This is a genomic window from uncultured Tateyamaria sp. (assembly GCF_947487805.1).
Lineage (GTDB): Bacteria > Pseudomonadota > Alphaproteobacteria > Rhodobacterales > Rhodobacteraceae > Tateyamaria.
The window spans coordinates 1-19,515 of sequence record NZ_CANKXW010000009.1 but is presented as its reverse complement, the minus strand read 5'-3'; the positions used below and the strand labels follow the sequence as shown (position 1 = coordinate 19,515).

At 59.8% G+C, this 19,515-nt stretch carries 21 protein-coding genes and 2 pseudogenes; 12 read left to right on the top strand and 11 right to left on the bottom strand.

Annotated elements, in window-relative coordinates; translation table 11 throughout:
• The first annotated feature begins 20 nt into the window (after positions 1–20).
• Positions 21–809, top strand: a complete 789-nt coding sequence (locus Q0949_RS17845) for an SDR family NAD(P)-dependent oxidoreductase (protein ID WP_299375492.1) — start codon at positions 21–23, stop codon at positions 807–809.
• A gap of 92 nt (positions 810–901) precedes the next feature.
• Positions 902–1,747, top strand: a complete 846-nt coding sequence (locus Q0949_RS17840; protein WP_299375489.1) for an enoyl-CoA hydratase/isomerase family protein — start codon at positions 902–904, stop codon at positions 1,745–1,747.
• Between the two features lie 94 nt (positions 1,748–1,841).
• Here the strand turns inward: Q0949_RS17840 and Q0949_RS17835 are convergent, their stop codons facing one another.
• The 4 genes from Q0949_RS17835 to Q0949_RS17820 form a co-directional block, all read right to left on the bottom strand.
• Positions 1,842–2,264 carry a hypothetical protein gene (locus tag Q0949_RS17835; protein WP_299375486.1) on the bottom strand — a complete coding sequence of 141 codons (423 nt, stop codon included), beginning with the start codon at positions 2,262–2,264 and terminating at the stop codon, positions 1,842–1,844.
• A 78-nt stretch (positions 2,265–2,342) separates the two neighbouring features.
• Positions 2,343–2,909, bottom strand: a complete 567-nt coding sequence (locus Q0949_RS17830; RefSeq protein WP_299375484.1) for a TetR/AcrR family transcriptional regulator — start codon at positions 2,907–2,909, stop codon at positions 2,343–2,345.
• On the bottom strand, positions 2,906–3,277 hold the full coding sequence (locus tag Q0949_RS17825; RefSeq protein ID WP_299375481.1) for a hypothetical protein: 372 nt from the start codon (positions 3,275–3,277) through the stop codon (positions 2,906–2,908). The genes Q0949_RS17830 and Q0949_RS17825 overlap by 4 nt, the downstream gene beginning before the upstream one ends.
• A 203-nt stretch (positions 3,278–3,480) precedes the next feature.
• Positions 3,481–4,044, bottom strand: a complete 564-nt coding sequence (locus Q0949_RS17820) for a MarR family winged helix-turn-helix transcriptional regulator (RefSeq protein WP_299375478.1) — start codon at positions 4,042–4,044, stop codon at positions 3,481–3,483.
• A 120-nt stretch (positions 4,045–4,164) separates the two neighbouring features.
• Here Q0949_RS17820 and Q0949_RS17815 point away from each other — a divergent pair, with 120 nt between their 5' ends.
• Complete coding sequence (locus Q0949_RS17815) at positions 4,165–4,911, top strand: hypothetical protein (RefSeq protein WP_299375475.1); 747 nt, start codon at positions 4,165–4,167, stop codon at positions 4,909–4,911.
• Between the two features lie 58 nt (positions 4,912–4,969).
• Here the strand turns inward: Q0949_RS17815 and Q0949_RS17810 are convergent, their stop codons facing one another.
• On the bottom strand, positions 4,970–5,494 hold the full coding sequence (locus Q0949_RS17810) for a Crp/Fnr family transcriptional regulator (protein WP_299375472.1): 525 nt from the start codon (positions 5,492–5,494) through the stop codon (positions 4,970–4,972).
• Between the two features lie 77 nt (positions 5,495–5,571).
• On the opposite strand from Q0949_RS17810, the gene Q0949_RS17805 reads away from it, so the two are divergent.
• The gene (locus tag Q0949_RS17805; RefSeq protein WP_299375469.1) at positions 5,572–6,168 is read left to right on the top strand and encodes a hypothetical protein; all 597 of its coding nucleotides are present in this window, start codon (positions 5,572–5,574) and stop codon (positions 6,166–6,168) included.
• Positions 6,169–6,220: 52 nt separating this feature from the next.
• Here the strand turns inward: Q0949_RS17805 and atzF are convergent, their stop codons facing one another.
• From atzF to Q0949_RS17780, 5 genes are read right to left on the bottom strand one after another with little or no spacing between them, the layout of a single operon-like run.
• Complete coding sequence (gene atzF / locus Q0949_RS17800; protein WP_299375466.1) at positions 6,221–7,999, bottom strand: allophanate hydrolase; 1,779 nt, start codon at positions 7,997–7,999, stop codon at positions 6,221–6,223.
• A 19-nt stretch (positions 8,000–8,018) separates the two neighbouring features.
• Positions 8,019–9,647, bottom strand: coding sequence for an ABC transporter ATP-binding protein (locus Q0949_RS17795; RefSeq protein ID WP_299375463.1), 1,629 nt, complete (start codon positions 9,645–9,647; stop codon positions 8,019–8,021).
• A gap of 3 nt (positions 9,648–9,650) precedes the next feature.
• Positions 9,651–10,532, bottom strand: a complete 882-nt coding sequence (locus Q0949_RS17790; protein WP_299375460.1) for an ABC transporter permease — start codon at positions 10,530–10,532, stop codon at positions 9,651–9,653.
• Positions 10,532–11,533 carry an ABC transporter permease gene (locus tag Q0949_RS17785; RefSeq protein WP_299375457.1) on the bottom strand — a complete coding sequence of 334 codons (1,002 nt, stop codon included), beginning with the start codon at positions 11,531–11,533 and terminating at the stop codon, positions 10,532–10,534. Before Q0949_RS17785 ends, Q0949_RS17790 begins: the two co-directional genes overlap by 1 nt.
• 17 nt (positions 11,534–11,550) lie before the next feature.
• Positions 11,551–13,173, bottom strand: coding sequence for an ABC transporter substrate-binding protein (locus Q0949_RS17780; RefSeq protein ID WP_299375454.1), 1,623 nt, complete (start codon positions 13,171–13,173; stop codon positions 11,551–11,553).
• Positions 13,174–13,336: 163 nt separating this feature from the next.
• Between Q0949_RS17780 and Q0949_RS17775 the strand changes: the two genes are divergently transcribed.
• The 8 genes and pseudogenes from Q0949_RS17775 (at position 13,337) to Q0949_RS17740 (ending at position 19,234) form a co-directional block, all read left to right on the top strand.
• Entirely contained in the window at positions 13,337–14,197 is an 861-nt protein-coding gene (locus tag Q0949_RS17775; protein WP_299375451.1) for a LysR family transcriptional regulator, read from the top strand.
• A 158-nt stretch (positions 14,198–14,355) separates the two neighbouring features.
• A pseudogene (locus Q0949_RS17770) lies at positions 14,356–14,694 on the top strand (2OG-Fe(II) oxygenase); the annotation flags it as partial.
• A 389-nt stretch (positions 14,695–15,083) separates the two neighbouring features.
• On the top strand, positions 15,084–15,437 hold the full coding sequence (locus tag Q0949_RS17765) for a hypothetical protein (protein WP_299375448.1): 354 nt from the start codon (positions 15,084–15,086) through the stop codon (positions 15,435–15,437).
• Positions 15,438–15,501: 64 nt separating this feature from the next.
• Positions 15,502–16,254 carry a hypothetical protein gene (locus Q0949_RS17760; protein WP_299375445.1) on the top strand — a complete coding sequence of 251 codons (753 nt, stop codon included), beginning with the start codon at positions 15,502–15,504 and terminating at the stop codon, positions 16,252–16,254.
• Between the two features lie 69 nt (positions 16,255–16,323).
• Positions 16,324–17,514 (top strand): DUF1611 domain-containing protein, encoded by a 1,191-nt coding sequence (locus Q0949_RS17755; protein WP_299375442.1) that lies wholly within the window; start codon positions 16,324–16,326, stop codon positions 17,512–17,514.
• On the top strand, positions 17,511–18,632 hold the full coding sequence (locus tag Q0949_RS17750; protein ID WP_299375439.1) for an alanine/ornithine racemase family PLP-dependent enzyme: 1,122 nt from the start codon (positions 17,511–17,513) through the stop codon (positions 18,630–18,632). Before Q0949_RS17755 ends, Q0949_RS17750 begins: the two co-directional genes overlap by 4 nt.
• A gap of 49 nt (positions 18,633–18,681) precedes the next feature.
• On the top strand, positions 18,682–18,942 hold the full coding sequence (locus tag Q0949_RS17745; protein WP_299375435.1) for a hypothetical protein: 261 nt from the start codon (positions 18,682–18,684) through the stop codon (positions 18,940–18,942).
• A gap of 31 nt (positions 18,943–18,973) precedes the next feature.
• Positions 18,974–19,234, top strand: coding sequence for a hypothetical protein (locus tag Q0949_RS17740; RefSeq protein WP_299375432.1), 261 nt, complete (start codon positions 18,974–18,976; stop codon positions 19,232–19,234).
• On the opposite strand, the pseudogene Q0949_RS17735 reads toward Q0949_RS17740, so the two are convergent.
• Positions 19,192–19,346 (bottom strand): annotated as a pseudogene (locus tag Q0949_RS17735) (transposase); the annotation flags it as partial. The gene Q0949_RS17740 and the pseudogene Q0949_RS17735 overlap by 43 nt on opposite strands.
• Positions 19,347–19,515: the final 169 nt, after the last annotated feature.

Here is a 19,515-nt window from a genome sequence, read left to right as displayed (position 1 = left end):
CACAATCGAAAGAGACCCGCATGACCAAGACAATTCTCATCACCGGATCGACGGATGGCATTGGCCTTTTGACAGCGCAAATGCTGGCGAAGGAAGGGCACAGGGTCCTGCTGCACGGGCGCAGCGCCGCCAGGCTCGAGGCAGCGGCGGCGCAGGTCGGTGGCGCGGTCGAGACCTATGCCGCCGATCTGTCGCGCATGGCCGATGTACATGCCATGGCCGCCGAGCTGCGCGCGAGGCATGACCGCATCGACGTGTTGATCAACAATGCGGGCGTGCTGAAGGCGCCCCTGACGACAACCGAAGCCGGTCATGACCTGCGGTTCATGGTGAACACTTTTGCGCCCTATGCACTGACCCGCGCGCTGTTGCCGATCATCCCGGCGGACGGGCGGATCGTGAACCTGTCCTCGGCGGCACAGGCCCCGGTTGATATGGCCGCGATGCGGGGCGACGTTCGGTTGACGGACAACGCGGCCTATGCCCAGAGCAAGCTGGCCATCACCATCTGGAGCCGCGCATTGGCGCGCGAGCTTGGCGATGGGCCGGTGGTCGTTGCGGTCAATCCCGGTTCCCTGCTGGCCTCCAAGATGGTCAGGGAAGGGTACGGCATTGCGGGCAATGACCTGTCCATCGGTGCAAATATCCTCCGGGAGGCCGCGCTTGGCACATCCTTTGCCGACGCGTCGGGCCGGTATTTCGACAATGACAGCGGTCAGTTCGCCCAACCGCACGCGGCGGCGCTGGACCCCGAACATGCCGCTGAGGTGATGCAGGGCATCGAGGATGCCGTAGCCGCCCTCAGTTGATCCACCCCGCGCCCGGCTGGGCGCACCTCCACCCTCCGAAACCCCAACCTCCGGCAGCGTGCGCTGTCCGGAACCAAGAAAGGACTGCCAAGATGAAATATGAGAACTTTCAAACCTTTGACGTGACCGTCGCGGACGGAATCGCAACCGTGACCTTTGATTTCGGCACCGTGAACGTGCAGGGCCAGGAAATGCTCGCCGATCTCAACAGCCTCGCCATGCGTCTGGAACGGGACCGCGACACCAAGGTGGTGATCTTTCAGTCGGCCAACCCCGAGGTTTGGGTCTGCCACTATGACACCGAGTTGCTGAAAGACATGTCGACAGAACCGGTGTCACGCGACGAGGCGCAGCTGCTGGACCTGCAAAGCGTTTGTGAGCGGATCAGCAAAGTGCCGCAGGCGACGATTGCCAAGCTCGAGGGGTTTGCCCGCGGGGGTGGCCACGAACTGGCACTGGCGCTCGACATGCGCTTTGCCGTGCGGGGCAAGTTCAAATTCATGCAGATGGAAGTCGGTATGGGGATCCTGCCCTGTGGTGGTGGCGCGTCCCGCATGGCGCGCCAGACCGGGCTGGGTCGCGCGTTGGAAATCATCCTGAGCGCGCGCGATTTCGATGCCGATGAGGCCGAAGCGATGGGGACCATCAACAAAGCGCTGGAGGCGGACGAGATCGACGCCTATGTCGACACGCTGGCGCAACGCATTGCCAAATTCCCGGCGGACTCGATCAATGCCTGCAAGCAGATGGTGTACGAGTCCATCGACAAACCCATCAACGAAGCCCTGAGGGCCGAGGCCTATTGGCTTTATCAGGCCACGAGCAAGACGCCCGCCGTCAAACGCTTTGCCATCGCGGACGAACAGGGCCTTGAGCACGACATGGAAAACCAGCGGAACTGGGAAAAACTGGTGATGGATGTGCAAGACATCACCTGAAGGCGTCTGCCTGCTGGCACGTTGATGCCCTCGTCCGCTGCCTGCGTTTTGCAGGTGGCGGACCCTGTTCGCGGTATGGGGGTCGCCCGTTGCGTCAACGCGGCGTACCGCTTGGCCTTGCCGCAATGGCCACGCCCATGGCCACACATGTGACGATGTGAAAGGCGACCAGCCCGTCAAGATAGGCAAGGTCGTCGCCGGAGCGTTGAAACGGCTCTGGCACATCCAGAACCCAACCCCGGAAAAGGGTATAAAGCGCGATCTGGCTGAGCGCCGCGCAATAGAATGCGGCGATGCCGACCCAAGCGCCGCGCAGGAGGCCCGCGACCACGGTCACATCCAGCACGAGGTACACGATGTCGAGGAATTGCCATTTGAGCGGTGCCGCCGGCCACGCAAAGCCCGTCAGGGACGCCATGTTCAGGATGTGGACCAAAGCCCCGTAGGCGTAGAACGCGGCCACGGTGTAGAATACGAGCCGGGACAGAAGCGGCCATGGGGATGAAACAACACTCATCTGCATCTTGATTAATCCAATTTGGCCGGGCCCGGTTGCGCGCGCATTTCGGCAACCGCAGCTGGGCCATGACCTGCCTCATCTGTTGATCTGTGCGGCCAGCGCACGGGCAACGGTTTCTTCGAACAGATCGGCCAACTGGTTTTGCCGATCCGCGGGAATATCCGGGTCGAGCAGGATGATCCCGCTGAAGGCGGCGTATTCGATAAAGGCGAACTGATCTGCAACGGCCGCATCAAGGCCGTAGCGGTTCTGGTAAATGCGGCTGACAACCGAAAGGCGTGTTGTGTCCGCCGCGCGTATGATCGCGTTCACGGCAGGCAACCGCCGGCCCAATTCGCGGATCCCAAGCTCAAGCCTGTAGTCGATCTTCATCGCGGCTTGCGTCAGGGCGGCACTTTGGTCCTGTGCCGGGGCCGTTGCATCCACGGACGCCGCCACGTCGGCGGTTTGGGTTTTCAGCCAATGCCGTGCAAGGGCTGTCAGAAAGGTCTCGTGATCTTTGAAGTGGTGGTAGAACGAACCACGCGTGAGGCCCGCCGCCTTGCAGATCGCCTCCAGCTTGACCGCGTCGCAGCCGTTCGCAGCCAGTTCTGCCAGCCCGAGCGCGATCCAGTCCTCTTCGGTGAACCGACGCTTTTTCACAGCGCAAGCCCCGCCAGACCAAAGCCCGCCACGGGTAAAAACAGCCAACCCTGCGGCAGACGGGCGTGGGTTTCGCCCAGCGCGAACACCAAACCCACCCCGACGATGGAAAAGACAAGGGCCAGCACAGTTGCCGCCATCGCATATGCGGCGATCCCGGTAAGCGCAGCCGTTGCAAAGAACGCGGCCATGCAGACGATGGTCGCGGTTGTGAGATGCCAGCAGAGGTAGTGTGTGTGTCGTACCGTGGCAGACAATTCGGGTGCTGCGATCAGGGGCCGCGCGATCTGCCGCCCGCCGACCACGACATGGACAGCGAGCCAGAGAGCGGCGAGCCCCGCCGCGGCGACGAACAACGTGGTTTCCATCTGCGATTCTCCTGTGTTGGCTGTTTACATACCTTTTTGTATGTTTGACGGCAAGAAAAACGTACAAAAAGGTACGCAAGCCGTTACGGCTGCGCACAAGGCGTGGATTTTCAAGGGTTTGGTCGCAGTATCGGGGCTGTTTGTGTCAAACGCCTGTTTTGCCCCAGAGGCCGTCGGCCAGACCGAAATCCGTGCCGCGTCGTTCAGGCATGCTCGGCGCAGATCAATGCGCTGTCCGTGTCGTCAAGCGGTACGTCAAGCAACGCGCAGCGGCGATCCCCATTCACATGGATGTGGTGTTTGCAGGTCCTGCACAGCCCGAAACTGCGGTGCCCCCGCGCCGACAGGGCCTGCGACAGGATGGCCGAGAGGTCGGCTTCGAGCCGCGCTGCGGCGTCAGGCGGTATCATCGCATCAAGTCCGCCGTCGGCATCATGTTCCAAGAGCGCCTCATGGCCCTTGCGGGTGAGGCCGTAGGAGATGCTTCGCCCGTCCGAGGCATCCTTGTGCACCTCGACCATGCCCTTGCGTTCCAGTGCCTTGAGTGTTTGCGAGACAGTGCCACGTGTTGCGCTCAGATATTCGGCGACCAGGGACGGCTTGCGCGAGAACCGGTTGGAGATCTTCAGGTACACCAGCGCCGCGCGTTGCGCCGGGTTCAGGTCTGGCCCCCGGAGTTCGGAGTTCGACAGCCGCGACATGCGGTCGATCAGCGCCAGTAATCTGTCCGATGTCACGGTTGGTTTGTCTGTCGGTTTGCGGGTCATGGCCTGCACATAAGCACAGCCTCACAAGAAAGAAAAGATATCGAGTCGAAACTTTTTCCTTGCGCTGACCACTCGCATCGGTCCATGTCTTGAGATAGTAGCGACTCGAAAGGAAATTACATGTCTCGCGTTCTCACCCTGTTTCTCGCCACCTGCGCCACGACAGTGCTTGCCGATGGCGATCACGATCATCACGCGATCCACCAGCCCGGTGCGGTCCGGTCAGCGGCCGACACATCGAAGGTGGCGGCCTTCGACATCCTTGCGGCACATGTGCACGGATCCGGCACGACGGTGACCTTTCACATGACCACCAATGGTGTGGCCGGGGCGGATACGCCCACGGCAATGGGTGCGGTTGGGGGTGCGCCTGTCTGGTCCTATGTTTGGCCCACCACCCTCGATCCTGCGGTCGTTGGCTTTGACAAAGGTGCCGGCATTCTTGCGATGGCGGCGACCAGCCATCCGGATTTCGACGATACACCCTTGTTCGACGAAAACCGCGACGGGGACACGGCCAATGACGGCGGCATCTGGCACAGTCACTGGGTTGTTCTGGCGCCGACGGACGCGTGCGGCCCCGGCGCACTTGCGGTCAAGGACATTCCCGAAGGAACGACACCCGATATGCCCGCGACGTGGCCCGGTCTGCCCATCCTGCTGGACAGCCCCGGGTTCACGCCCGTTTTCGATGGCGCGGAAGTGACAATCAACGCCGCCGTGGCTGGTGGTGCCGCGGGGGTCAGCTTTGACGGTGTCACCGCGGCGCTGCGCGTGAACGACAGCGTTCATGCGCCCCTTTTGTGTGTCACGGATATCTTTGACATTGCGTCGGGCGATCTGTCGCTTCCCGGCTCCGTGGAGTGATGGGGCATCTGCGGGTGGACAACCGCCCGCACGATCCCGTGGACTGGGCGCAGGGGAGTCAATCCAGCCGTCTGCGCGCAAGCTCGCGGTAAAGTGCGGGTGGTGAGACGCCAATCCAGTCCGCGACGCGCACCCATGCCCCGACCGCCGGTGGACCGAAGACATCAAGGTAAGCGTCCAATCGGTCGGTTACCTTTTTGAGGCGCATGATCTCGATCCGCATGCGTGTGGTCTGTAACTCCTTGGCCGTGCGCTCAAATGCGCTGAGCGCCGAAGACGTTGTATTTGCCAACTGCGCCAGAAGTTTTTCACGCGGCAGGACAGCAACCTTTGTCCGCACATCCGTGACCGCATCACAGTGATATCGATCGGCAAAGAGCGAGGCTTCGGCCACCAACGCCCCCTCGGTCGCGACGTGGAGGGTGAGAAGCCCGCCATCACTCAACGCCCGGCGCAAAAAGACATGGCCCTCGCGCACCAGAAAGGCCTTTTTGACGGTATCATCCCGGCGAAACAGGGTCGCGCCCTCGTTCAGCAACTGAACCGGGGCGTTTTCGAAAGGTCTGATATAGGGGGCTGACATGATCTCTATCATGCTCACGTGGTGCCACACTGTGCAATAGATCCATGCGAACACATCGCAAATCGAGGGTTATATTGATGGACATCATACGCGTCGCCGCTTTCGTCTTTCTTTTGCCGGTCTCTGCCATGGCGCAAGCGCATACCGACGACCACGGCACGGAACGGTCCGCCTATGCGGGCGAGGAAACGCGCGCCATCAAATCCCTGTCGGAACAGGACCTCGCGGAAATTGCCCGCGGTGGCGGATGGGGATTGGCGCGGGCGGCCGAGCTGAACGGTGTACCGGGGCCGACGCATCTGCTTGAACTGGCCGACCAGATTGGGCTGAGCGCCGATCAACGCGCCCAGATCGAGGAGATACGCGGGCACATGCAAGCGGAGGCGATCCGCGCGGGCGCGGCTTTCGTCGCGTCAGAACAGGCGCTGGATGCCGCGTTCCAGCAAGGCGCGCCGGATGCCGAAACGCTGGAGCGGCTGGTGGCAAAGACAGGTGATACGCGGGCAACTCTGCGCCTTGTGCATCTGCGCGCCCATCTGCGCACCCTGCCTTTGCTGTCTGACGCGCAGGTCAGCCGGTACGCTGTCTTGCGCGGATATACAGACGATCCATGTGCGGCGGTGCCGGTGGGGCATGACCCCGCGATGTGGCGCAAGCACAACGGATGCGACTGACCACTGTTGCGATCGTGTATTCTCGCCGCGCGTTATCCGGTGGCGCGCGCGATCAGTTCGCGTGTTCATTCACAACCTTTTGCCCAAGGTTCTGGAAGGTCCGCCAGCTGCCAAGGTGTGTGATATCTTCCGCACCTTGTACCCCGGCCGTTTCAACCAGAAAACCGTGTGCCTTGGAGCCGTCTTGAAGTTCGATTGTGCCAATCGACAAAGGCGCTGGAATACCTTCGAGGAATGCGCCCACGCTGGGTTTCGGCAGGGCCCAGACTTCGATTTCAATCTTTGCGCCTTTTTCAATCCGCAGTAGGCCCGGACGTTGCGGCGGCCCACCTGCTAGGGCGTACAGACGATAGCGGGGTGATGTGTGCGTTGCGTGCAGCAAGCGGCCACCGCGGGAGGTCAATTCGTGGTTGAGCGCCATGCCGGACATGTGGGCCCCGCAGACCGCAATCGCGATTTCCGTTTCGGTGGTGTCTATCGGTGCATTCGCGGCGCTCTCTCCGGCGAAGGCTACCGCAAGGCTGGCGATCTGGGCGTCTTGGCCGCTGGGTGCAAGCAATGTGATGGAGCCGGGCCGCCCGTCACTGCGCGGTGCGGATGGCACGGCGATGCCGCACATGTCCAACAGGTTCACGAAATTCGTATAGGTCCCCAGATTGGAGTTCGGCGTGACCGGATCGGCTTCGAGGTCGGCAACCGAATAGAACGTCGGGATCGTCGGAACACACAGCAGATCGACCTGCGCCATCAGCGCGTTCGCGGCGCGTTCTAACTCTTTCAGCCTGTAGATGCCCCGGAAGGCGTCCGCAGCGGACAGGTGTTCCGCAGCGCCGATGATCTTTGCCGTCGTGGGATGCAAGGCATCCGGCGTGTTGCGCATGAGATCTTCGACGACCGTATAGCGCTCGGCCACCCATGCCCCTTCATAGAGCATGTCCGCCACCGCGTAGAGCGGCGAAAAGTCGAGTTCGACGACCGTTCCGCCCAGCGCTTGCAACCGCTTCAGGTTGGCTTCGAAACTCGCCGCCTGCACGGTGTCGCCAAAGAAGATGCGAGAGGCCGCATCAGGCACTCCGACCCTGAAACTGGAGGGCGGGACGCTCAGGTGGCCTGCGCAAAGTCCCTTGGAATAGGCATCTTCGGGGTCCTCTGCGCAGGCCACCTGGAACGCGGCAAAAGCGTCGGTGACCGTCCCGGCAAAGATCGAAATGGTATCGAGCGTACGGCATGCGGGCACGACGCCGGTTGCGGACAATGCGCCCAGAGATGGTTTCAACCCGACAATGTTGTTGAGCGCGGCCGGAACGCGGCCGGAGCCTGCCGTGTCCGTGCCGAGTGAAAACGTGACAAAGCCGTGCCCGACCGCGACGCCCGAGCCGCTGGATGATCCGCCCGGTACAATTTCGGGATCAATCGCGTTCTTTGGAACACCATAAGGGGACCGCACACCGACAAGGCCGGTCGCGAACTGGTCGAGGTTCGTCTTGCCGATGACCAAAGCGCCGGCTGCCCGCAGTTGTGCGACAACAAACGCGTCCCTTGCCGGCGTAAACGCATAAGCAGGACAGGCGGCGGTTGTCGGGATACCGGCAACATCGATGTTGTCCTTTGCGACGAAGGGCACACCCCAAAGAGGCAGCGCGTCCGAGCGTGCAGGCAGGGCCCCGGCGTCGGCAAGCACGTCTTCCATCGGACGAAGGTGAATGAAGATGTCCGGATCACCCACGGCGTCGATGCGCCGGTACACCTCGCGCACGATGTCCGAAGGGGTGGCACCCGTGTCATAGGCGTCGCGGAGAGCGTCGAGGGTCAGAGGATTGGCTTTGGTCATGGTCTTTGTCTTTCCGGATTCAGGCGGCAACGGGTTCGGGCGGCTGCGGGGCCGCTTCGATCAAAGCGCGGGTGTAGAGATGGCTGGGATTGTCCATCACTGTCGCGGTTGGACCGCGATCGACGATTTCACCCTGTTTCATGACGAGGACCTCATCACACAAAAGGCGAACGACATTGAGGTCATGGCTGACGAACAGGTACGACATCCCCATCTGCGCGCGCAGGTCGACCAACAGGTTGAGAACAAGCGCCTGGATCGAGACGTCAAGCGCGGCGGTCGGCTCGTCAAGGATCAGAAGCTTCGGCTCCAGCGCGATGGCGCGCGCGATGCCGACGCGGGCTTTCTGACCGCCGGAGAGCTGGTGCGGAAACCGGCTGAGCAGAGGCTGCGGCAACCCGACGAGATCGGCGAGTTCGGACACGCGCGTGGACAGTTTTGCGCCGCGCATCCGGTCAATTCGGGCAAGCGGCTCCGCGATGGCGGATGCCGCCGTGCCGCGTGGGTTCAGGCTGTCTGTCGCGTCCTGAAAGACCATTTGTATGTCCCGGCGCACGGCATGGCGCATGAACCGGGCGGACGGGGTCGACGCGATATCGTGACCGTCAAAGAGGATAGCGCCGGAGGTCGGGTCCTGGAGCCGTACGACCATTTCCGATGTCGTGGATTTTCCGCTGCCGCTTTCACCGACAAGGCCCAGCGACTGTCCGGCCTTGATGTCGAACGAAATGCCCTTGACGGCCTGAACCGGCCCGGCTTTGCCCGGATAGGTTTTCACGAGATCACGCACTTCCAGAAGCGGGCGTGTATGAACCCTGTGTTCGGGTTCCGGGCTGCGCACTTCGGGTGGCAAAAGGTTGCGGATCGACGCGCCAAGACGCGGGGTCGCGTCCACCAATTTGCGTGTGTAGGCGTGTTGCGGAGCCGTGAAGAGTGTGCCTGGCTCTCCTTCTTCTACGATCAGGCCGTCTTTCATCACGACAATACGGTCGCAGTACTGCGATGCGAGGCCCAGATCATGCGTGATCAGGATCATCCCCATGCCGCGTTCTTTTGCCAGCTCGCCGACAAGGTCCATGACCGCTTTTTGCGTGGTGATGTCGAGCCCGGTGGTTGGCTCGTCCGCGATGAGCAGTTGCGGTTTGCAGGCCAGCGCAATGGCGATGACGATCCGTTGGCACATGCCGCCAGAGAGTTCGAACGGATAGGCCTCGTAGCGTGCGGCGGCGTCGTTGATCCTGACCGCCTCCAGCGCTGCAATGGCTTTGGCTCTGGCGTCCTGCCGGGTGGCTTGGGCATGTCGGATCAGCACGTCTTCGACCTGATGGCCGACGCGCCGGATCGGGTTCAAGGCTGCGCGCGGGTTCTGGAAGATCATCGAAATCTCGCGTCCGCGAATGTCGCGCATGTCCCGCTCGGATGCGGCGCGCAGGTCGATCCCGCCATAGGTGACATCGCCGCTGCGGATGTCACCGCCCGCATCGAGGATGCGCATGAGCGCGTAGGACGTTACGGATTTGCCCGATCCGCTTTCACCGACAATCCCGAGCGTTTCGCCCTTGCCGACTTCGAGGGAGATACCACGCACGGCGTTCACCTCCCCTTTTCGGGTTTTGAACGCGACAGAGAGGTCCTTGATCGATAGCATCACTCAGGTCCTCTTGCGGGGATCGACGATGTCGCGCAGACCGTCGCCGAGAAGATTGAAGGTAAAGACCGCCAGCATCAGCCACAGACCGGGGAAGACGGCGAGCCACCATTCGCCCGAGACGATGAAGTTCGCGCCTTCGGCCACCATGATCCCCCATTCAGGGGTGGGAGGGCGCACGCCAAGGCCAATAAAGCTGAGACCCGCCGCGTTCAGGATGGCCCAGCCAAGGTTGAGCGAGACCTGCACCATCATCGGCGGCAGGGCGTTTGGAAAGATATGTACGGCGAGCACGCGCAGATCGCTGTTGCCCGCCAGTTTGGCGGCCTGCGCAAAGCCCGCGTTTCGACGGATGTTGACCTCTGCCCGCACAAGGCGCGCGTAGAAGGGGATGTTGATGATCGCGGTGGCGTAGATGATATTTTCGACCGTGTTGCCAAGGGCTGCAACGACCCCCATGGCCAGAACGAACAGCGGGAACGCCATGATCGTGTCGAGGCACCGGTTCAGCACGGCATCGATCCACCCACCCCAGTATCCCGCGATGGACCCGAGGACCGAGCCGATGACAAAGCTCAGCGCCACAGCTGCGACCGAAATCGTCAAATCGAGGCGCGTTGCCACGATGACCCGGCTGAATACGTCGCGCCCGAGATTGTCGGTGCCAAACCAGTGATCCCAACTTGGCGCTTCGAGCGCTCGGGAGGCATTCGTCGCGAGCGGGTCATAGGGCACCAGCGCAGGGCCGAAGACCGCGCATCCCAGAAAGAAGGCGAGCATGGCAAAGGCCAGCATCGTGACCGGGTTGTCCTTGAGGACATAGGCGATGTGCCCGAGCGTCGTGTCGCCTTTGCGCGCAGGTTGCGAGGTTGTCATATCGACCATCAGTTCAATCCGATGCGTGGATCGATCAGCGCGTAAGCGATGTCGATGACAAGGTTGAGCGCCACGAACAGGAGCGCCATGGCCAGAACAAAGCCCTGCACGGCGGCATAATCCGAGACCACCAGTGCCTCGACCGCGTAAGACCCGATGCCGGGCCAGGCAAAGACCTTCTCGACCAGGACATTCGCGCCGAGCGTGAAGGAAAAGACCATACCGAGCGTGGTGACCACAGGCAGGAGCGCGTTGCGAAAGGCGTAGCCATAAAGAACCTTGCGGCTGCCAAGGCCAGCGGCGCGGGCGGTGCGGATAAAGTCAGATGACAGTGCAGACAGCATCGCGGCGCGCGTCATGCGGGCGATGGGGGCCAGAGTAAAAAGGGCAAGTGTCGTTGCGGGCAAGATCAGCTGCTTGAGTGCGCCGAACCAGGTCTCCCAATCGCCTGCAAGCGCGGCGTCGATCAGGTAAAACCCGGTGACATGCGGCGGCGAAAGATAGATGAAGTCGAGCCGCCCCAACGGTGATGGCGCGAGCCCGGCGAGGTAATAGAACACATAGATCAGCACGATCCCGGTGAAGAATGTCGGCATCGAGACACCGGCCGTCACCAGCACACGGCACATGTGGTCCACCCACGTTCCGGGCCGGGTTGCGGCGAGAACTCCCAGTGGAATGGCAATGGCGCAGGACAAAAGCAACGCAACAAGTGTCAATTCCAGAGAGGCTGGCAAACGGGCCGCAAGATCGGACATGACCGTCTGGCCCGTTGTCAGCGAGGTGCCGAGGTCACCCCGCGCCAGATCGCCGACATACAGGAAAAACTGTTGAAACAGGGGTTTGTCGAGGCCAAGCGCCTCACGGATTTCCGCGATCGACGCTTCATCCGCCGCCGGACCTGCAAAGTAAGCGGCAGGATCCCCGGGCAAAGCGCGTGTGAGCAGAAACGAGATCACGACGACGCCCATCACAACGGGGATCGCCTGGGCCACGCGGCCCAGGATCATTTTCGAGCGCGCGCTCATCAAGCGGTGGCGGTGGTCAGCGGACGCACATCGAGCTGGCGGTGGAACCAGAACTCATACCCCGCAGCGCCATTCATCGCGACGTTGAGAGCAGGCTGCCAAAGCGGGATGCGCGGCAGGTCTTCAAACGCGATTTCAAACATCCGCTTGATGTTGGGCGCATAGGCCGGGTCGTCCATCGGGATGTGGAGCGTGCTGTCCACAAGCTGTTCTATTTCCTCGTTCAGGTAGTTCGACGAGTTGAACAGGTGCCCGTGTTTGTACGCCCAGAAGAAGTAGTAATCCGGCGTATTCAGCCAGCCACCAAAGTTCTCAAGATGCAACGGCAGGCGTTTCTCGACCAAGGCCGCGGACCGCCAGTTCGCGCCGGGGATCTTCTCGATCTCGGTCTTGATCCCGATCTCGGCAAAGGCCTCCTGCATGAGCAGCGCCGTTGGCTCCATCCAGTCGGCCAGACCAAGGCTGATCGACAAAGGCACTTCAAAGCCGGAGGCAAAACCGGACGCCGCCATGTGCTCCTTGGCCTTGGTCATGTCGGTCATGTAGGGCGATTTGCGGGGCCAGGCGATATCGGCGATCTCGGCCTCTCCACCCCACATCGGCGCACCCCGACCATAAGCGGCGGTCTGGAAGATGGCCTCGTACGGGATGGCATAGGCAAGCGCCTTGCGCACGTTGGCGTCCTGAAACGGTTCGAAATTGAAGTTCGGGCAGAGGCAGTGGATGCAGTTTTCGATCGGTGTGGAATAGACATCCACGCCGTCCATCGCGTCCAGTTCCGAGGCATCCTTGTTCGGAATGTTGAACGACATCTGCACGTCACCGCGTTCGACCAGCGCACGGCGGGTGGCCGGGCTGGGCACCTCACGGACGATTACTTGCTCAAAGCTCGGCAAGGGGCCGCCAACCCACGCGTCATTGCGTTCGTAAACCAGTTGCTGGCCCTGGTCCCAACGCACAACCTTGAAGGCGCCCGACCCCGCCGGCGTCGTGTGGAGGTATTCCATCGCCCACGGGTCTTCGTCGGTCGCGTTGGCCTTGGCCACTTCGGAATTGATGATGAACGGCACCGGCACGGCAAGGTCCGGCAAAGTCAGCTTCGAGGGCTTGTCGAGTGTGATGACAAATGTCTCGTCATCGACCGCTTCGAATTGGTCAGGGCGCACCAGGCCGCCCGCTTTCATCTGGACCGTCGGAAAGCCGCCAGCGGATACCGCACGGTCAAACGACCACTTCACATCAGCGGCTGTCACCTTGCGCCCGTCCCAAAAGGTCGCGTCGGATTTGATTTTGAAGGTCATGGTCAGGCCGTCATCCGAAATCGTCCAGCTTTCGGCCAATTCGGGTTCGATCACGTCGTAATCATAGGACAGGCCGCCGCCCGGCGCGTCCTTGGTGCCAAAGCTGACCAAGCGGTCATAACAGTTCACCGCAACCTGATAGGAAGCCCGGTTTGTCCCGGTGCGATGCAGATCAAGGCTGTTGATGGTCTGCCCTGACACCACAACGATCCTGCTGCTTGATTGGGCCTGCGCTGGCATCACCTTGAGGAAGGGCAACATGGCCGCACCAAGCGTGCCGCCAGAGAGTTTCAGGAAAGTTCTGCGGGAAGCGTCTGTCATGGCAAGTCCTTTGCGAGCGAGAAGGGATTTGCGCCAAACTGCCGCTTTCAAGCGATGCAAACAAATGTTAAGAATGAAGCATACCGATGCATTTTTTGCATCACTTCGAAGTTTCCCTCGCTTGGGCCGGTGTGACATCATGCGACATCTTGTGATCTACGACATGATCGAAGCGGTGCATCGCTCGGGTTCGATCCGCAAAGCCGCGGAAGATACCAACATCACGGCCTCCGCCCTGAACAGACGCATTCAGGCATTCGAAGAGGAATTTGGCTCAGAAGTCTTTGAGCGCCTGCCGCGTGGCATGCGCCTGAACCCGGCCGGGGAACTCCTTCTTCACCACATCCGACTTCAACGGCAGGATTTGGCACGTGTTCACAGCCACGTCGCTGATCTTTCGGGCATCCGCCGGGGCCATGTCAGGATCGCCTGCTCGCAAGCCTTGCTGCCATACTTTCTGCCGCGCGAGATTTCAAAGTATCGCGCAGAGTTTCCCGATGTGACGTTCACCGTGAACGTCCGTGATCGTATTCAGGCCGAACGGGATCTGGTCAATTTCGACAGTGACCTCGCCCTGGTTTTCGAACCTGCGCATATGGTGAATTTCGAAGTCCTGCATGCCGTGCACCAACCGGTCATGGCGGTGATGTCCGCGTCGCATCCACTCGCGGGCAGGAAGAGTCTGCGCCTCCGCGAGTGTCTGGAATATGATCTCGCCCTGCCTGCTTCACAGTTCGGGGTGCGGGTTCTGCTGGATCAGGCATCCGCACGGCTGGGTCGAAAGCTCGAACCCGTTCTCGAGACCGACAGCTTCGACATGGTGCGGCACTTCGCAGCCTATGGGCAGGGTATCGGGTTCCAGATTCCGGTGGGGCTGAACGCACTTGCCCGGCCGGATATGGCGTTCGTACCGCTGTCGGGCAGGGATGTTGCAGGTGGCGAACTTTTTCTCGGCCACTTGCGTGGCAGGACATTGCCCGTCGCGGCGCTTAAATTCGCAAATCAGGTCGCGACTGCGCTCTAGCTTGCGGGCCTCCGGCGCCAGACGTCATGGCATCGGTCCGGCGAAGTTCATCCAGAAGTGTCAACGCTTGTTTTGGTAATGCCACACTGTGCACATCTTGCTTTTTCATGGGTTTGAGGTGCCCGTAGATTTGGAGACGCTTTACCTGGTAATTTTGGAACCAAAGAGAGACGGAACTGGTCCGCGAAGCACGGACAAAGAGCGGGAAGGTCCACGGATATCGGAAGCTGACCGATGATCTGCGCGATACTGCCGACAAAAGAAAGCTCACACTCGTGCTTCAATTGAGCAATCCGGACACCTATCCCGGAGGTGACTTGGAAATCAGGCCAAGTGCTCGCATCCCCTTGGCCCATTCGGCGCCGGGATCAGTGAGTGTGTTTCCGAGCATTGTGCTGCATCAGGTGACGCCGATCAAACGGGGCATTCGGCGTTCGCTGAGCGTCCTGGCGCATGCCCCCCATGTCGCTGAAGGCGGCACAAAAAGCCCAAAGTGACGAAAGTCATCGGTAGTGTTGGTTCAGAGACCACGTCAGCGAGCATTGTAATTGAGGCGCTGAACGACTATCTAACCTAGACAAAGTTGTGGTCTTCTTCGGCAAAGGCGCGTGGCCTGCCAGAACCAACTGCAATTGTCTATCATCAAAATTCGATTGTCATATGCCTGAACAGGGCTTTGACACCTGGGAGGGTTGCCAAATCTGTTGGCGCGCGACCGCATCGTCCGTGTGCAAGCGTCAAGCGCATTGGTGGCAGGAAACTTCGCGATTTGCGACTGGGCATGGACAGGGCGCTGTCAGCAAAACGGCTTCGACCCGGCTCTGACAAAATGTCTTGTCAGCGCAACAAACAGTGAGGCGGCGCTTTCTCCGTCAAAGGAACAAAAATGACTTTTCCTGACTGGACGAAACCCAGCATCTACGGTGCTTTGGGTGGTGCGATAGCGGTATCTATCCTCGGCTTCACCTGGGGTGGTTGGACAACAAGTGGCAGTGCCCAATCCATGGCACAGAACTTGGCAAGTGATGAAGTGACTTTGGCGATGGTGCCGGTGTGTCTCGACGTTTCAGCCGCTGATCCAGAACGCACTGCGAAGCTCGCAACTCTCCAGGAACTCTCTGGCTTTAGCCGCCGCAATGCAATGATGGAAACCGGTTGGGCGACCCACCCCGGTTCAGATACGCCAGACCGTGACCTCGCAGACGCGTGTCTTGCGGGGCTTGAGCTAGATGGATCATAGTTCAAAAGCTTCGCCGCAATCGTCACAAGCAGTTTGCGGGACCCCTATGTGGGCGGACGCCCGAATGCTTTGGGTCATTTTCGTATGGCCCATTTTCGCCTCGGTTCTTTTGGCTATGCCCGTGCTTTCCCAAACCTTGCCGGAAAACGCCAGCGCGAGGAGCTATGGTGACGGCTGGGAATGCAACGTCGGGTATCGGCCTACCGGCGCCACTTGCACAGCCGTTGTGGCACCGGAAAATGCATTTGAAACGAACCGCACTTATGGTTCCGGATGGGAGTGCCTACATGGCTATCGCATGGTCGATGGGACGGACTGTGTCGCCGTGGTTGTGCCGGATGATGGTTTCCTCGACCCTTCTGGCGAACGCTGGCACTGCCTGCGTGGATTTCTGAAAGTTGGTGATACTTGCCAAGAGATCGTCGTGCCACAAAACGGCTATCTGGTGGACAAGACCTATGGGCCCGGATGGGAATGTGACCGCGGATATGAGCAGGTGGATGACCTTTGTACTGCCATTGCTGTTCCGATCAACGGCTATCTGAACACGGCAGGTTATGGCCAACCCTGGACATGTGAACGTGGGTTCTTTCAACAGGATGGTCGCTGTGAGGCCGTCGTTATTCCAGACTTCGCATATTTTGATGATGCAGCCTACGGCGAGGGATGGAAGTGCCAGAGGGGATACAAAGCCTCCGGTTCCGGTTGCGACGCAGTCGATATCCCCGAAAACGCCCATCTCGACAGATCTGGAAACCGGTGGGAATGCAACCGGAACTTCCAAAAGTCCAAGGGGCTTTGCGTTCTGAAGAACTAGACCCATCACACAATATCCCGGTCGCCAGACCCACTGGCGAAGGCAAGTTGATCACAAAAGGATAACAGCGTGAAATCCGAACATCCGACGGCAAATACCATTCGTCACCCAGTGGGAGGAGCGCAAGTACCGCCCTTGACCGGTGACACGCCGACACAATTGTCTCAGGTCGCCGCACTGCCGACAGCAGTTGTTTATTGCGAGGGCAACTTTGCCAAAATTGATGGCAAGACCGCCAATGGCCTTGTGCGTCATTCTGAGGCCTACAGGATTGTCTCGGTCATCGATAGCACCCACAGGGGCGAGAACGCCGGACTGGTTCTTGATGACAAGATCAACGACATACCCATCTTCGGGAATCTGGAAGCCGCTGTCGCCCAGGCAACTCCCAGTCCTGACACTTTCATCTATGGAATGGCCCCCTCTACAGGGCGGCTTTCGACTGTTGATCGTGCAGTCGTACTGGATGCGATCGCGCGTGGCATGAACATCGTCAGCGGCCTGCATGAATATCTGAGTGAAGATACCGAAATTGTGCAAGCGGCAACTGCAAAAGGGCTCAGCATCCGCGACATCCGCAAACCCAAACTTAGCAAGGACATGCGCCTGTTCGATGGCAGCGTCGCTCTTGTCCATGCGCTGCGCATCGCCGTGCTTGGGACGGATTGCGCCATCGGGAAGCGGACCACCGCGACGGTCCTGGCCCGTGCCCTGAACGCAAAAGGCATCAAGACCGTGCTGGTAGGTACAGGCCAGACCGGCCTGATGCAGGGCGCAAAATATGGTGTGGCGATGGACGCCGTACCGCCTCAATTCTGCTGCGGCGAACTTGAGGGCGCGATTGTAGCGGCCTCAGAGGCAGAGCAGCCGGACGTGATCTTGATCGAAGGCCAAGGTGCCCTCAGCCATCCGGCTTTCTGCACATCAGCCTTTATCATGCGCGGTAGCCAACCGGACGCCGTCATTCTGCAGCATGCTCCGAAACGCGCCCATCGCTGTGACTTTCCCGACATGCCGATGCCCACCCCAGTAAGTGAGATTGCACTGATTGAAGCCTTCTCTGACACCAAGGTCATTGGCATGACGCTCAATCATGAGGGGATGTCCGAAGCCGAGATCACAAGCACGATTGCGGCACAAAGCGAAATACTTGGGCTGCCCGTCACTGACGCGCTCAGCCGACCACAGGCACATTTACTGGCGATGGTTGTTACGGCCTATCCCAGCCTGCAGCAAGACATACCCAAGGTCGCGGTTTGAACTGTCCCCGCGTTGATGTTGATTTGTGGAAGATACGTCACAACACGCGAGTGGTTGTTGAGCGCTTGAAAACGCGCAACATCCAGGTGACCGCAGTGAGCAAAGCCGTGTGTGGACATCCGGCGATCGCGCGCGCGATGTTCAACGGTGGTGCAGCAGGCCTAGCTGATGCGCGTTTGAGTAACGTGCAGCGGCTGCGTCAGGCGGGAATGACTTGTCCGATCACGTTGATCAGAACACCAATGCTGAGCCAAGCCGATGTAGTCGTGCAAATCTGCGAGGCAAGCTACAACACCGAGATGGTTGTGATCTCGGCGCTTGCAGCAGCGGCCCTTCGATACAAGACGGTCCACGGTATTATCCTGACGGTCGAAATGGGTGATCTGCGCGAAGGGATCATGCCACAAGAAGTTGCCTGCATGGCGCAGCGCGTCGTGGCGTTACCCGGGGTGGCGCTGAAGGGAATTGGGGCCAACTTTGCCTGTCTGAGTGGCATTGCCCCAACACCAGCAAAGATGCAGGTCCTGTCTGATCTTGCCAATGATGTTGAAGAGCAATGTGGCCCGTACCTTCAGACAGTATCTGGCGGCAACTCCACAACTCTGCCCTGGGCTCTCAATGGCTCTTCTACGGGTCGCATCAACGATCTACGTATTGGGGAGGCAATACTGCTGGGTGTTGATCCAGTCACTGGGAATCGTATCGATGGTCTTTACCGTGATGCAGTCACGCTCGTCGCTGAAGTGATCGAGACGGATGCCAAGTCTGTCGGTCCACTGGTCGATCAAACCGACCCAGCCCTCGCAAGGATTCACCTCGTTTCTGACACCACAGGAACCATGCGCCTGATCTTTGCGCTTGGGCATCAAGACACGGACGCGACTGGGCTGACAATGCCACCGGGACATACTTTTGTCGGTGCAACAAGCGATCATCTTGTCATTGGAACGAAAGATCCGACGCTCCGCGTGGGGTCAGAAATGCGGTTTCAGATGAATTACAGCGCGTTGATGCGCGCCATGGCAGCGCCAGACACTCAGATAAACACACACAATGACCTACCCAGGCCAAAACCGCGCGATGCCCGACGACCAAACAACCGCTTGGCTTTGGTTTGAACGACGACAGTCCTACGCGCCGCTACAAAATCAAAGAGGAGATTGACACTTGGCAAAGCTAACAAAAGCAAGCGTTTTCAAAGCACAAGGTCCCAGTGCCGAAACCCCGATGGACAAGACCACCCGCATCGTTAAAAAAATGGTAGAAGCAGAGGCGGAACAACGGCAAACCAAGAACAACCGTCTGCGCAAGGCGCGCCTCGAACGAGAAGCCAAAACACAGGCGATGCCGTCGTGCGGGTCTAGATCAGGTTCATCCAAAGCCGCCAAAAAGCGAAAAAATACTGTTCGCCCAAACGTTCCAACCTGAGAGTAACTGCACACACCTCGAGGGATTTCCCATGACGGACGCAGACAAGAGTACAGCAAAAGTTCACTATATCTGTCAGACATATGTGGAACAGACGCCCGGGCGTCACGGGCAAGCAAACCTGAAGAGTGGCAAGCAATTTCAGTATTCAACAGCAGCAGAAGCCCAAAACAGAGCCGAACGGGAAGCACTTTCCGAGGAATGCGCCGGTGCTGATGCCTATGTGATTAGCGAAGACCCAAACAGTGGCTCGGACACTTCCATGCCGCCATACTTGGATCGCCACTTGTAGAAGGTCGCATCGCTGATCCCATGCTTGCGGCACAGCTCCTTCGCCCCAGCCCAGCCTGGTGCTCCTTCAGAATGCCAATGATCTGTACTGCGCTGAAACGGCTTCTCTTCATCGTCTGTCTCCTCAGTTGGAGAACAGGCTGACCAAAATTCGAGGACTCCAAGGGGAGCAGGTCAGAGGTTAGATTCACAGATCGCGGACTGTACTGGACCTGTCGCGGTTTGATGCCGCTCCTTTGATAGCATTTACTGCAACAAAGGAGACGAACTATGGGACTGAAA

What these genes read in the sequence shown, in the direction of transcription:
- Q0949_RS17775 (WP_299375451.1), top strand. Translation starts at nt 13,337, where the DNA reads ATGATCGAAGCGGTGCATCGCTCGGGTTCGATCCGCAAAGCCGCGGAA.
- Q0949_RS17810 (WP_299375472.1), bottom strand. Translation starts at nt 5,494, where the DNA reads ATGTCAGCCCCCTATATCAGACCTTTCGAAAACGCCCCGGTTCAGTTG.
- Q0949_RS17845 (WP_299375492.1), top strand. Translation starts at nt 21, where the DNA reads ATGACCAAGACAATTCTCATCACCGGATCGACGGATGGCATTGGCCTT.
- Q0949_RS17760 (WP_299375445.1), top strand. Translation starts at nt 15,502, where the DNA reads ATGCTTTGGGTCATTTTCGTATGGCCCATTTTCGCCTCGGTTCTTTTG.
- Q0949_RS17765 (WP_299375448.1), top strand. Translation starts at nt 15,084, where the DNA reads ATGACTTTTCCTGACTGGACGAAACCCAGCATCTACGGTGCTTTGGGT.
- Q0949_RS17795 (WP_299375463.1), bottom strand. Translation starts at nt 9,647, where the DNA reads ATGCTATCGATCAAGGACCTCTCTGTCGCGTTCAAAACCCGAAAAGGG.
- Q0949_RS17835 (WP_299375486.1), bottom strand. Translation starts at nt 2,264, where the DNA reads ATGAGTGTTGTTTCATCCCCATGGCCGCTTCTGTCCCGGCTCGTATTC.
- atzF (WP_299375466.1), bottom strand. Translation starts at nt 7,999, where the DNA reads ATGACCAAAGCCAATCCTCTGACCCTCGACGCTCTCCGCGACGCCTAT.
- Q0949_RS17790 (WP_299375460.1), bottom strand. Translation starts at nt 10,532, where the DNA reads ATGGTCGATATGACAACCTCGCAACCTGCGCGCAAAGGCGACACGACG.
- Q0949_RS17780 (WP_299375454.1), bottom strand. Translation starts at nt 13,173, where the DNA reads ATGACAGACGCTTCCCGCAGAACTTTCCTGAAACTCTCTGGCGGCACG.
- Q0949_RS17815 (WP_299375475.1), top strand. Translation starts at nt 4,165, where the DNA reads ATGTCTCGCGTTCTCACCCTGTTTCTCGCCACCTGCGCCACGACAGTG.
- Q0949_RS17805 (WP_299375469.1), top strand. Translation starts at nt 5,572, where the DNA reads ATGGACATCATACGCGTCGCCGCTTTCGTCTTTCTTTTGCCGGTCTCT.
- Q0949_RS17785 (WP_299375457.1), bottom strand. Translation starts at nt 11,533, where the DNA reads ATGATCCTGGGCCGCGTGGCCCAGGCGATCCCCGTTGTGATGGGCGTC.
- Q0949_RS17825 (WP_299375481.1), bottom strand. Translation starts at nt 3,277, where the DNA reads ATGGAAACCACGTTGTTCGTCGCCGCGGCGGGGCTCGCCGCTCTCTGG.
- Q0949_RS17740 (WP_299375432.1), top strand. Translation starts at nt 18,974, where the DNA reads ATGACGGACGCAGACAAGAGTACAGCAAAAGTTCACTATATCTGTCAG.
- Q0949_RS17840 (WP_299375489.1), top strand. Translation starts at nt 902, where the DNA reads ATGAAATATGAGAACTTTCAAACCTTTGACGTGACCGTCGCGGACGGA.
- Q0949_RS17820 (WP_299375478.1), bottom strand. Translation starts at nt 4,044, where the DNA reads ATGACCCGCAAACCGACAGACAAACCAACCGTGACATCGGACAGATTA.